The organism is Chroococcus sp. FPU101 (assembly GCF_017312365.1).
Lineage (GTDB): Bacteria > Cyanobacteriota > Cyanobacteriia > Cyanobacteriales > Microcystaceae > Chroococcus.
In genome coordinates this window covers 261,083-274,607 of record NZ_BLJI01000002.1, presented here as the reverse complement: position 1 = coordinate 274,607, position 13,525 = coordinate 261,083, and the positions used below count along the sequence as shown (strand labels likewise).

General features: G+C 40.1%; 9 protein-coding genes. 1 reads left to right on the top strand and 8 read right to left on the bottom strand.

Features of this window, described 5'->3' with window-relative positions; all coding sequences use genetic code 11:
• Nucleotides 1-403 precede the first annotated feature (403 nt).
• The gene (locus CFPU101_RS03940; RefSeq protein WP_206814024.1) at nt 404-1,063 is read right to left on the bottom strand and encodes a cyclopropane-fatty-acyl-phospholipid synthase family protein; all 660 of its coding nucleotides are present in this window, start codon (nt 1,061-1,063) and stop codon (nt 404-406) included.
• Nucleotides 1,064-1,319: 256 nt separating this feature from the next.
• Between CFPU101_RS03940 and pheA the strand changes: the two genes are divergently transcribed.
• On the top strand, nt 1,320-2,180 hold the full coding sequence (gene pheA, locus CFPU101_RS03935; protein ID WP_206814023.1) for a prephenate dehydratase: 861 nt from the start codon (nt 1,320-1,322) through the stop codon (nt 2,178-2,180).
• Here pheA and CFPU101_RS03930 read toward each other — a convergent pair.
• The 7 genes from CFPU101_RS03930 to CFPU101_RS03900 all read right to left on the bottom strand — a co-directional run bounded on the left by CFPU101_RS03930 (nt 2,177) and on the right by CFPU101_RS03900 (nt 13,523).
• Entirely contained in the window at nt 2,177-6,223 is a 4,047-nt protein-coding gene (locus tag CFPU101_RS03930; RefSeq protein WP_206814022.1) for a PAS domain S-box protein, read from the bottom strand. The two genes, pheA and CFPU101_RS03930, sit on opposite strands and share 4 nt — an antisense overlap.
• A gap of 239 nt (nt 6,224-6,462) precedes the next feature.
• On the bottom strand, nt 6,463-7,398 hold the full coding sequence (locus tag CFPU101_RS03925) for a polysaccharide pyruvyl transferase family protein (RefSeq protein ID WP_242577751.1): 936 nt from the start codon (nt 7,396-7,398) through the stop codon (nt 6,463-6,465).
• 50 nt (nt 7,399-7,448) lie between these two features.
• Complete coding sequence (locus CFPU101_RS03920; protein WP_242577750.1) at nt 7,449-8,588, bottom strand: glycosyltransferase; 1,140 nt, start codon at nt 8,586-8,588, stop codon at nt 7,449-7,451.
• 169 nt (nt 8,589-8,757) lie between these two features.
• A complete protein-coding gene (locus tag CFPU101_RS03915) occupies nt 8,758-10,263 on the bottom strand; it encodes a GMC oxidoreductase (RefSeq protein ID WP_206814020.1) in 1,506 nt (501 codons plus the stop codon).
• A 16-nt stretch (nt 10,264-10,279) separates the two neighbouring features.
• Nucleotides 10,280-10,879 carry a heme-copper oxidase subunit III gene (locus CFPU101_RS03910; protein WP_206814019.1) on the bottom strand — a complete coding sequence of 200 codons (600 nt, stop codon included), beginning with the start codon at nt 10,877-10,879 and terminating at the stop codon, nt 10,280-10,282.
• Nucleotides 10,880-10,935: 56 nt separating this feature from the next.
• Nucleotides 10,936-12,609 (bottom strand): cytochrome c oxidase subunit I, encoded by a 1,674-nt coding sequence (gene ctaD, locus CFPU101_RS03905; protein WP_206814018.1) that lies wholly within the window; start codon nt 12,607-12,609, stop codon nt 10,936-10,938.
• A 14-nt stretch (nt 12,610-12,623) separates the two neighbouring features.
• On the bottom strand, nt 12,624-13,523 hold the full coding sequence (locus CFPU101_RS03900; protein WP_206814017.1) for a cytochrome c oxidase subunit II: 900 nt from the start codon (nt 13,521-13,523) through the stop codon (nt 12,624-12,626).
• Between the last annotated feature and the right edge of the window lie 2 nt (nt 13,524-13,525).

Genomic DNA, 13,525 nt, shown 5'->3' with positions numbered 1-13,525 from the left:
CGTTTTCCCCTAAGTTGGCTCTATATTATTGATCGTAGTGCGAAGGATTTTGCTCTGACAAAAGTCCAAGGTTAGAAAATGCGCGAAACGTAAGTTAGAATACCATTATTTTGAGCCATAGAAGTTTTATTCTATAAAATCTTAACCAATGGCTGTTTAGCACAACAAGGATGACTAGGAGATGAGTGTTAATTTCGATGAGAACAAGCCAGACTACCGCTTTTTGAGTTAGATTAGCGGCTGTAACTACTACATTAATAGTAAGCCCAAAGTATCGGCTAAAATGTGCCGTTTGTGTTTTTTATTTTCTTTAACTGCCTGATAACCGATCTCTGGTGCTAATTTAGTCTGTTTTTTAACGTAATATTTAGGAATTCAACAAATTCCATAATGCTCAAAAAATTCAAATTTTCCAAAATTTGAGCATTTTTTGTTGATCTTGTCCAGTGTTTGAAAGATGACCCAAGTCTGCTAGTGTCCCTAGTTCAGCAAAGCCTAGGTTATGGTGTAGTCCTAATTCTTGATAAAAATCTAAAGTGCGATTCATCACCGGAAATTCTTTCCAATTTCCAGTTTGTTTACTTTTTTCATCTAAACTATTATAAATCATTACATTGGCATAAAAAGCCCCATCATTTTTCAGGCTCTTACTAATTAAAGATAGATAACTATCTAAAATCTCATCGCTCATGTGAAATAAAACAGAAAATGCCCAAATAAAATCAAATTTTTGCTCTAATGTGAGTGATGAAACATCTTTTGTGCAAATCAGTGTCGGGTTTTTCTCCTCAAGATTAAACTTTTTAATTTCTTTTCGACCTTCTAAGAGCGCATTTTCTCTAGCCTCTATTCCAAAGTAATGATCTTTTTGTAAATATTTAATCAAGGGAATACCACCCCTCAATGTTCCACAACCGATATCTAATAAATAATTTTCGGGTTGTAAACCAACGCTTTTAAGGAACTGAATCTGAAAATTACGCTTCATTTGCCAAAGTTGAGAAGATCCTACCAAAGAATGCCGTTTTTCATCAGAAGAGGTAAAAAGTAGTTGTTTGACCATAGATTTAAGCTTGTTAATCATGATTCCTCTTATTAATTTATCTTGACAATTGCCTATTAGAATAATATCAATATATCTTCTTTTTACTGAATAGCTGGAATGCCTCACCACGCTACTTTGAGGTCAACGTTTCACAGAATGCAGCTATGGTAGTAGCCTTACACTTTCGACGAGGCGTGTTGATGTTTAAACTACTTAATACAAAAGCCGTTCTAAAGGGGTTAAAGTAGAGTATTATCGACTCATATTTACGTTTATGGCGATCTCGCTTGCTTATCTTGGCCCGCAGGGAACGAATACTGAAACCGCAGCTTTAGCCTACGCTCGTATTTTGGCAGATACAACTGATGAAAAGATTATTTTGCATCCTTGTTCAAGTATTGCTCAAACGATCCAATCTGTCGCTACAAAAGAGGCTAATTTGGCGGTTGCACCAGTAGAAAATTCAACCGAGGGAAGCGTGACGATTACCCTAGATACCCTCTGGCAACTCGAACAACTCAAAATTCAACAAGAGTTAGTTTTACCGATTCCTCATGTTTTTCTCTCTAGAGGTACATCGCTACAAGGCATCGATACAGTTTATTCCCATCCACAAGCTTTAGCGCAATGTCAACGCTGGCTTACACATTCTTTACCAAAAGTCAAGCTAATTCCCACTAATTCTACAACAGAAGCTTTATCCCTCATTAATCAAGATCCCACATCGGCTGCTATTGCGTCTCCTCGTGCAGCAAAATTATACGATTTACCAGTTTTAGCGACGAATATCAATGATTATCCCGATAACTGTACGCGATTTTGGGTTGTGGGTTTAAATCCTAATACTGTTGGCAATAAAATTACTCTGGGTTTTAGTGTCCCTGCTAATGTACCAGGGGCCTTAGTCAAACCGTTACAGATTTTTGCCAGTAAAGAGATTAATTTATCACGAATTGAGTCACGCCCCACTCGACGATCGCTAGGAGAATATTTATTTTTTATCGATCTAGAAGTCGAAAATAATCATCTGACTGAAGAAGCTTTAACCGAATTAGCCACCCATACGGAAATTCTTAGAGTATTTGGACAATATTCAGTCACTCCTTTGTCAAACTCAATCTTATCTGAACTTTAAGTGGGTTTTAGGGGCCAAGTAAAACGGAAAGTAGCCCCCTCACCTAATTGTGACTCTAAAACAATCGTACCTCCTTCTGTTTCAATAATTTTTTTGACAATTGATAAACCGATTCCCGTACTTTCTGGGACATCCTGCGCTTTGAGGGTTTGGAAAATATCAAAAACGCGATTATGATTTTCTGGGGCGATACCAGGGCCATTATCACTCACTGAAAATTCATAGTATTCGTCTTTTAAATTCGCTTTAATTTCAATTCGTCCATCGATGCAATCGTTGTGTTTAATCGCATTACTAATTAAATTAGAAAAGACTTGGGATAACAACAATCTTTTAGTCAAAATAGTTGGCAGATCGGGCTGTACATAGATTGTAAAAGTAGGTGGTATGATCAGAGAATCCAGAATCTCATTCAGTAACTCTCCAACTTTAACGGGTTCTGTAGCGACTTCAGTACGACCAATCCGAGAATAGGCCAGCAAACCATTAATCAAAGCTTCCATACGAACCACTCGATTTTGCAAAAGCTTCATTTGGCGAAGATTTTCATCGTCTAGTTGTCCTTCTAGATCATCAGCAATCCATTGTGAGAGGTTAGAAATACCGCGCAAAGGAGCTTTGAGATCGTGGGAAACGGTATAAACAAAACGATCTAACTCTTGATTGCGTTCAATTAGTTTAGCGGTGGTTTGCTCCAAAGTTGCGTTCAATTGTATTAGTTTAGAGGCTTGTTGTTGTAGACGCATTTCGGATTGCTTACGTTCGCTGATATCCACCACAAAACTAACGCCTCGATTTTGTGAATTCTGAAACATCACACCGCCTAACAAAATAGGTACACGTGTTCCATCTTTACGGATATACTCTTTTTCAATCGCGTCGGATGACTGCTGCTGCATCCTGTTTAAAGACAATTCACTGATGTCGAGTTGTTCGGGGGGTGTCATCGCTCTCCAGTTAACTCGTCCCGCTTGTAAATCTTCGCGAGTGTAACCCACTAAATTAAGGAAAGCATCATTAGCATCTAGAATCTTACCATCGGTATCCCAAAACATAACACCAAGCAAATTCAGTTCGACCAATTGCTTCAGACGAGCTTCACTTTGACGTAATGCTTCTTCAGCTTGTTTACGTGCGCTTAAATCGAGAATAAACGCCACCGACTCTACTCTATCTTCTCCAACCAAACTATAGCCCACCAAAACAGGTACCCGATGACCCTTTTTGTGAATGTAATCCTTTTCATAGGGAGTACAAGCACCATTCGCTTTGGCTTCGGCAATTTTTTGTTCATCTAGTGGTAAATGCTCAGGGGGTGTGATATCAATCCAACGAAGTCGTCCTGCTTGAAGCTCCTCTCTTGTATAGCCAACGATTCTGAGTAGTTCATCATTCGCTTGCCAGATGTTCCCGTAAATGTCACCGTAGAGAATGCCTACCACATTCGCTTCAACAAAACTGCTTAGTTTGGCTTCATTAGCGGCGATTTTAGCTTCTGAAAGCTTCCGCTCACTAATATCGATTAATACACCCCGCGTTGCCGTCAGGTTTCCCTCAGCATCATAAGCACAATCACCTTTAGCCAAGATCCAACGGACTGTACCATCGGGCCACAGCGTTCGGTACTCGATTTCTGTATACACCTGACCCGCTTTCAATTCACTGACAACTGTTTGCACAAAGGAGCGATCGTCTGGATGTATAGCCTCTAAAAACACCTGCATTGACATTTTGGTATCTACTGGTAAACCAAACATGGCTTTTGCTCGGTCTGTCCAAGTCAGTGTATCAGTGGCTACATTCCAATACCACATTCCTAAATTAGCGGCATCGGTGGCTAGTCGAAGTTGTTCCTCGCTTTGATGAAGTGCGATTTCGGTCAGATAGCGTTCCGTCACATCCACCGAAATTCCACCTAGTAGTTGTCTACCATCTGATTGAGGAATGGGAAACTTAAATGAGATGTAATGGTGTTCGCCATCTTCTTTTGTAAAGGTTTCTGTTACCTCGATCGCTTGTCCTGTTTCGAGAGCCATCAAATCATGATTGTGCCAGTGTTGAGCTTGTGAGAAAGAAAATAATTCAAAATCGGTTTTGCCTAACCATTCTGCTAAAGGGCGATTGCAGATACGTTCGTTTAATGGATTGACATACAGATAACGTCCTGCTTCATCTTTAATATAGGTTGCCCCAGGGGAATAGCGCATAAATGCTTCTAATAAAGCTTGGCTTTCTTGAAGGGCGGTTTCGATTTGCTGGCGTTCGGTTTCCTGCTGTTTGGCCTCGCTAGTATCAAAGAAAATGCCAATAAAGCGCACAGCTTGCCCCATCTCGTCATAGATAAATCGCCCAAATTCTTTTAACCAGCGAATTTCACCATTATCGGCTCGAATGATGCGATATTCTGAACTGTAGAGCGATCGCGTCTGTTTGGCCTGTTTCATGGCCCGAAGCACGGGTTTAAAATCATCTGGATAGACTCGGCTGCCCCACATTTCGTAGGTCGCTTCACCACTGGCTACAGGTTCATAGCCCAACAAGGCAAAATGGTTTTCTGACCAGATGGTATGGCGTGTTTGTAAATTAACATCCCAAGTCCCCATCCCAGCGTTGTTGATCGCTAAACTTAACCGTTCTTCACTTTTGCGTAGGGCCAAATTGGATTGATCGTCCTCAAAGACAATACTAGCCACTTGTGTCCCAAAGTCAGCAAGTTGATATTCCCATTCAGAGGGCAGCCGCGCCTCATCAAAGCACAGCATCAGTGAGCCAAGAGCTAATCCTTCTACATTAAACACGGGTCTAGAATGACACGCCTGTATCCCGTGAGCGATACATAATTCCCGCCATGCTGGAGACCAGCGAGTATCATTAACGATATCAGTACAAGTGATCGGCTCACCACAATACACGGCTGTACCACAAGTACCAATACATAATTCATTAATCGGCGCACCCTTAATCCCTTGTCCAAAAGATGGCGGAAGATCTGGAGTGATAAGGCATTGAAAGGCCGCTCTTCTTTCATCGGCGAGCAAGAAACAGGCACGGATGCGGGGATTTAGCTTAGAAATCGAGTTACATATGGCTTGAAGACAGTTTTCTAAAGGTTGCCCTGTTGCAATCAATTCTAGGATTTGTTTCTGTTCAATCAGCAAAAGTTCTGTTTGTTTGCGTTTGGTAATGTCAGCCGCAAAAATAGATATTCCATTAGATGACGGATAAACTCGGTTTTCATACCAACGACTCCAAGAAGAATAGAAATACTCAAACTGGAGTGGTATTTGCTCTTGTAATGCTCGATGGAACTGCACGTAAACATCGGTATCAACAGCGTCAGAAAATAAATCCCATATGCTTTTCCCAAGCATTTCTTCTCGTTGCATCCCCGCCATTTCACACAGGCGATCGTTAACATAGATAAAATGCCAGTTGCGATCTAAGACATAAAAACCATCACTAATACTCGATAAAATGCTTTTAAGCTGTTGTTTGCTCGTCTGGGCTTCTTGTTGCAGTTGTGTTAATCTTTCATTCTCATCTTGATTTGCTGATTCTCGCGTTGTTGCTTTTGTGGTTGTTTGTGCGAGTTGGTCTAGTGTGTGTATACGACGAGGGCTCAGGACTCGTTTAGTGTTTTCAGTAGCGGTGCAGAATACGCCTCCCACTTGACCATCGTCATCTAGTAAAGGACTATAAAAAAAAGTAAAGTAGGTTTCTTCTGAATAACCGTTACGATCTAATATTAGTAGTTGATCTTCATTTTGGAACGATTTTCCCTCATTGAGAACGGCTTCAGCTTGTTGTCTAATTGTTGGCCACACATCAAAAGCAGATTGACCCAAAGGTTGAGGATGACGTTGCCCTAAAAGAGGAATATAAGCATCGTTATAGAAATTTATCATCGACTGTCCCCACCAGATACACATCGGATGAGGGGAAGCTAAGATAATACGAATAACTGTTTTAAGGCTTTGTGGCCATGTTTCAACTAGACCCATTGACGTAGTTGACCAATCATATGATTGCATTAATGTCGCCATTTGGCTATCGCCAACAAATATGATTTCAGATAGTCTGAAATTTATCTGATGAGTCACAGTTATAGCTCTCAAGTTAAGGATCTAACCATTAGTTTATCTAAAATGAGCGTTTTATGAGCTTGAGGAATCCTAAGAAAATTAATCCTAAAACAAGATAAGCAAGTAATTTTGTTTTAATTCACCTCTACCCTATAGATAGAGCCAATTATCTATCTAAAGAGTGAATTTTTATCCTCCATCTAAAGCTTGCTATAAACTTGAAATTTTCCTTCTTTGACATCTTGCTTAAATTGTTCTAGCTTGTCCTCAGTTTGTCTGGTTAACTGCTCAGTGCGATCGTCTTTACTTAAGGTTGGCTTGACGGTTTGAACTATCTTTAAAAACTCGCTCATCACCTGTTTTTGTCGTAACCAGTCCCGTACTTGTCGTACAGGTTTTAAAATCAGATCTTTTGAAGATAAATCGGTTTTTGACCATCCTCCTGAAGTGCCACGAGGTTGATGATAGCGAGACATCGACACTGGTTGATATTCCACACCCACCGATAAACACCAGTCTTGCCATTTAAAGTCTAAAATACTGGGATCAGTTTTAATCGGAATCCAAGGAACTCCAAAAGCATCAGCTAAAATGGCTCCGTGCATCGCTTCAGTAAGCAAGATTTCGGTTTGACTGATAAGTGCTAAAGATTCTTCAACTGGCGAACTAGGATCAATATAACCAAAACCCAGATTTTGACATACTTGCGCCCATCCCTCACCCGCAAAATTATAGTGAGGCATATAGGAAAAACGATACTTTTTCGGCTGATGATAATCAAATAATCGTCTAACTAAAATGGCTCCATCAGTAATGGCTAAAGTTTCGGATACCTGTAATGCTTTTGCAGATAATGGGCCACGCAGACTATAAATGGTATATGAATCATCAATCTGAGGCATACTTTTGTATTCCGAACCAGGGAAACCTGCCCCCGTTCCAAAAATGACCCGTTTTTTAGCTTTTGAAGTGCGTCTAGGTAATGCTTCGTGAATTAAAGTTCCAATTCCGACAAAAGTCACCCCATCATCTTCATCATTAATGATGTCTGGTAAAAGTTGTTGCCACATCCAAGGATTGAGTGCATCACCGAAATTTTGACGACCATCGGGATATTTACAATAATAAAGCTGCATGGTTAATTGACGAAGAATAAACTTAAGATATTTGATGATGAAAATCTAATTTAAAGATTAGCCAGTTGCAAAATTTTCGCGCTTCTGGCTTCCCAAGTAAATTGTTGAGCAAATGAAATATTTTCCGCGTAACCTTCAACTTTTCTCGGATACTGCTGAAGAACTTTTTTAATACATTCGGCAAATTTGACTGGATGATCTGGCTCACACCAAGCCCCAACAATAGGAGACTTTTTAAACTCCATTAAAGGCTCAATTTCTGTGGCAACAATTGGCACACCGACAGCGATATATTGAAAGAATTTTACAGGATTAGTGAAGCTTGCTGAATGTCCTGAACAATGAGGATGTGCTAGAATATCCGCTGCTTGTAACAGACTAATTAAACTAGATCTTGGTAAAATCCAGCCCAAGAAATCAATATTATCGACTTGTTTATCTTTCGCTGATTGACGATAGTGTTCTACTTGTTCGGGTGTGCCCCCAGTCACAGCAAATTGTACATTTGGCAGATGTTTTGCAGCATCAATTAAAACATCAATTCCTTTAAAAGAATATAAAGCACCAGAATAAATCACTAACTGTTGACGGTTATTTTTTAAAAGTTTATTACGCCATTCTTGAGCCGCTTCTGGTTCTCTGACTAAAAAAGATTGACTAAAACCATTATGTAAGCTAAATACTTTGTGTTCAGGCATTCCAAATTCAATTAAACTTTTTTTAATTAAATCTGATTGAGTGATAGCAATTTTTAAATAGGGACTATTAGTAATTTTAGGTTCCATTACTCTTTCTTCAAAGTAGTGGCGTTCATAAATAACGTTGATTTTCTTTTTCACTGCTGCCTTGACACAACTCCAATCTCTGGTATGAACGATTTTTGCTGTGGGAATAATATGAAGAGGTAAGTAATATTGATAAACAAGTTTATAGGGATTTATAATTCTATTTTTATATTTATCAAGTAGCTTCGGTATTGGAAGTGGAGTGATTTTTAATCCATCATCAACATTATAAAATTCTTTAAACGCTTGAGTAGGTAATTGAGGAGTAGATGGAAAAAGCCATTGTTTAGTTTTGCTTGAAGGAGGCTCATAATTTGGATAAGCAAAAATAGAAGAATAACCTAAATTTTTAGCCGCATTAGCACACATAACATCATGAATTTCATGAGCAGAATCGGGCTTCATGGATAAATGTGATGTGTAGACGAGATAGTTTTTCTCCATAAAATCTTGCTGCTGGCTCTTGTTGATTTGTTTTTGAATTGTATTGTAAAATTTTTAAAATGTCAATCTTAATCGTTTTACCATTCAAAAGCCAGCTAAGTTATTTAGTTTGGATTAAATTGGAACCCTGTTATTTGAGCCGTTCTATCAAATGCTCACCAACCCGAAGCGCATTCGCAATAATGGTTAAAGCAGGGCTAACACTTGCATTAGATGGGAAAAAACTACTATCGACGACATATAAATTATCGACATCGTGAGAGCGACAATTGAGATCGAGTACCGAAGTGGTAGAATCTTCACCAAATCGACACGTACCACATTGATTTGCTACAACTGAGATCGGCATTTCTCCATAAGGATGTAATCCCCCGCGTTGATTCGTTGTTTTTTCGGCTTCTTTGAGGGCTTCTGTCCAAAAATAGACTAAACGCTCATGGGCTTCTGTATTATTCGGCGTATAATCTAAATAGATTCTTTCTCCTTCGATTCGTACGCGATTCGTGGGATTCGGTAAATCTTCGGTTTGTACCCACCAACCGATAGAACGGGTAGCCATTTGTTTAAGTCCAAAACCAGGCAGGACTTTAGCGAGTACCGATAAGATGGGCGGAGATTCAGCAAAAATAATATCTTGGAGAAGTCCTCCAGTATTTTGAACTTGTCCCATCGGATAGGGAAAATCTTGATCACCCCAGTAAAAATCGTTAATCATTACACTACGGGGAAATTTACCTGAATTTGGTCTAGCACTGAGTTGTACTACTGATGTAATACGATGTTTCATGAAATTACGCCCAACCATCCCCGAACTATTGGCGACTCCATTGGGACAAATATCATTAGCCGATCGCAACAATAAAGCAGCCGAATTAATTGCCCCGCAAGCGAGTACAATAATATCGCCCATAAATAAATAAGATTGTCCCGCTACTTCTGCTTCTACTGCTTTGATGGCACGTCCTAACGGGTTAGTGTGTAAACAAACGACTTTTGCTGAAGTTTTAACCGTTACATTGGGATGAGTTAAGGCTGGAACAATGCCACTCACTTCTGAATCATTGGTTGGGTCTTCCTTTTGGAGCGTTAATCCTAAAGGTAGCGACGCAGGATGTAAACCCTGTTTAGAAAGTGCCTCTACGATGTCTTTGACTTGGGGATCATGCTCAAGAGCAGAATAGGGATAATCTGCGCTTCTGTGGGGTTCTGTGGGGTCATCTGAAGCTTTTCCATGAACTTTGTAGAGTTGTTCGGCTTCGGTGTAATAGGGTTCAAAATCGCTATATTTTAGACCCCATGCTGGTGAAATTCCCTCCTGATGATTGACCGCTTCAAAATCACGTTCACGCATCCGCATCATCGTAGCACCATAGATTTTAGTATTGCCACCGATCGCATAATTGGTTTGTGGGGAAAAAGGTTCACCATTAATGTCATACCATCTTTCAGGGGCGTGATAGCGTTCTTTTTTAAACACATCAACATTACTTCTGTTTTGCTCCTCAAGAGGCATAAAACCGCCTCTTTCTAGCACTAAAATTTTCTTGCCAGTAGGGGCTAATTTATAAGCTAAAGTCCCACCACCTGCACCCGTACCGATAATAATTATGTCGTAATACTGATCATCAATAATCATGGGTTGTTCCTCTTAATCACTGCCAAAGATAAATTAAACAAAACAGAATAATCCAAATCACATCAACGAAGTGCCAAAATAGGGAAACTTCCGTTACACCTGTATGGCCTAGCTCGTAATTATTCGGAATAAACGAGCGAAACAGCATATAAAACTGTAAAAGAATGCCCGTTAAGACGTGTAAACCGTGAAAACCTGTGAGTAGATAAAAGGTTCCGCCAAAAGACCCCGAAGTTAAGCCAAAACTAAGTTCACTCCATTCTTTAGCTTGTCCAACAAGAAAATAAATCCCCATTGCTGAAGTGAGTAACCAAAATACACGAAAAAGATTGAGCTTGCCTTTTTTAAGGGCTTCTTCGGCAAAATAAATCACGAAACTACTCAAAACTAATACAATAGTATTGATTAATGGCTCATGTGTTTCGAGTCCTTCGACTCCTTCAGGTAGCCAACTAGGGGAAGTGGTTTTCAGAACAATGTAACCCGCAAAAAAGCTTAAAAAGATGACGCTTTCAGACAGCAGAAAAATAATGAAACCAAAAAGACTGGTTCCTTGAACATCGTGGGTATGTTCTTCAGTGTGGTGTAGTGGTTCTGTCTTAATTGAACTATCCATGTTTGATCCTAGTAATAAAAAAGGGGTAGGAGTAATCAAACCCCTACCATGGCAATTTATTCGGCTTTTAGTGCCGCTTCATTTGACACTAACGGCTCAGTTTTCCCATAGCCATAGGGAACTGAAATAACGATCGGAATTTCTTCAAAATTTTCAACAGGTGGCGGTGAGGAGACTAACCATTCTAACCCAATCGCTCGCCAAGGATTATCGGGTGCTTTTTTCCCTTGAATCCAAGAACTGACGATATTTAGGATAAAAGGAAGAGTAGACATCCCAAGGAGAAAACCGCCAAGACTCGCCAGAACATTCCAGAAAGCATACTCAGGAGGATACGAGGAAACACGGCGCAACATCCCTTGTAAACCGACGGGGTGCATCGGTAAAAAATTCAAATTAGTTCCAATAAAAGCAAGCCAAAAATGAAGTTGACCTAAGCCTTCATAGTACATTTTGCCCGTCATTTTCGGAAACCAATGATAGATAGCCGCAAACATCCCCATCGTAATCGTGCCATAAACAATGTAGTGAAAATGTCCCACCACAAAATAAGTATTATTAACATGAATATCAAGAGGAACTGAAGCCAGCATTACGCCAGTGATACCAGCGAATAAAAACATAATAATCGCGCCTAAAGCAAACAGCATCGGCGTTTGTAGACGTATTTTGCCACCCCAGAGAGTTGCCGTCCAAGCAAAAATCTTAATGCCAGTAGGAACAGCAACCAACATCGTTGTAAACATAAACAGCATTCGCATCCAGCTAGGGGTACCACTCGCATACATATGATGTACCCAGACGGAAATCGACACAATCGAAATCAGTAACGATGATACCGCGACAATTCGATAACCAAATAGAGGTTTACGCGAATATACGGGCAGTATTTCCGAAAAAACACCTAAAACGGGCAGAACCATCACATAAACCGCAGGATGGGAATAAAACCAGAAAAAATGCTGGTATAGGACTGGACTACCACCTGTTGCGGGGTTAAAAAAGCTTGTTCCCAGTGAGAGATCAAAGAGTAACATAATCGCGCCTCCAGTGAGGGCAGGGAGGGCGGTTAGCTGAAGTAATTGTGCGCTTAGGACTGTCCAGACAAAAACAGGCATTCTAAAAAAAGTCATCCCAGGGGCACGCATTTTAAAGATTGTTGCGACAAAGTTCACGCCTCCCATAATCGAAGAAACGCCCGAAATCGCAACCGCTAAAATCCAGATGAATTCACCATTAATTAAATCTCCTGACGGATTTTGGATACTGACAGGAGGATATGACCACCACCCCGCTTGAGCCGTACCACTGGGTAACAAATAACTAGAAAGTAGGAGAATACCGAACACTGGAACGAGCCAAAAAGCGATCGCATTTAAGCGAGGAAACGCCATATCTCGCGCCCCAATCATCAGAGGAACGAGATAATTAGAAAGACCAACCAAAGACGGAAAAATCCACAAAAAGATCATCACCGTCCCGTGCATGGTAAACATACTGTTATATAGTGCTCGACTAATCACATCAGCATCGGGTGTAATCAGTTCGGCGCGAATGACCATCGCCAATAAACCACCAATGAGGAAGAAAACGAAGGATGTGACTAGATATTGGATTCCGATCACTTTATGATCGGTGCTAAAACTAAAATAAGGTCGCCACTCAGACGCGGGTTTATTTTTTAATTTATTGACAATCTGATCAAGTCCTTCTACTGGAGCATTAGTCATAAATAAGATTCCTTTTAATTATTCGAGCTATTCACCATTGGGGGTTCAGCAGGAGCTACTGTTGGCCATCCTGTTTTGATGCCAGGTTTAGAACGGATGGCATATTCTTTATAAGCTTGGTTTTGTGCAGGGACTAGCGGATGAGTCGCCATATCAGCTAACCATTGTTCATAGGTTTGAGAGGGTTCGACCACAACTTGACTCTGCATAATGGCGAAATAAGTACCACTAAAATTAGAGTCATTAATGCGATAAGAACCTTCTTTGATAGGAGTAAATTCAAAGTCAATAATTTTATTAGGAATAATGTCTTGCTTGAGGCGAAAAGCAGGGACATAAAAACCATGAATCACATCATCGGTTTGCATTTTTAAACGCACTCGTTGATCTTTAGGGACGTGTAATTCGGAACTTGTAACCTTTGCTTGAGGATAATAAAATGTCCAAGCCCACTGTTTAGAGTGTACTTCTATTTCTTCAACAGGTTGATCTTTTAATGGGGCCGCATAAGCACTTTCCATGCCAGGCATATCTAAATGAACCAGATCCATCGGGCCCCGTATTGCCATTTGCTCATAGGTTTTGTAACTATACGAGGCAAGGAACAACACTAAAACAACTGGGATCGCTGTCCAGACAATTTCTAAAGGGATATTGCCTTCAATATGCGGCCCATCACTGATATCAAAACGGCTCACGCTTCGGGTAAAAAGTAAGTAAAGAATGGTTCCCGTGATCGCAAAGAAAATAAAACTACCCAAAAAAACAAAAAGAGCAAAAAGATCGTCAATTAGTTTAGACTCGGCAGCAGCTTGGGGAGGAAGCCAAGAATAAGAAGCGATCGCCATTGCCCAACTAATCAAAGCTAGAACAATAGCCAAAAAAATCAAGAATATAATATCTTTAGTTCTCATGA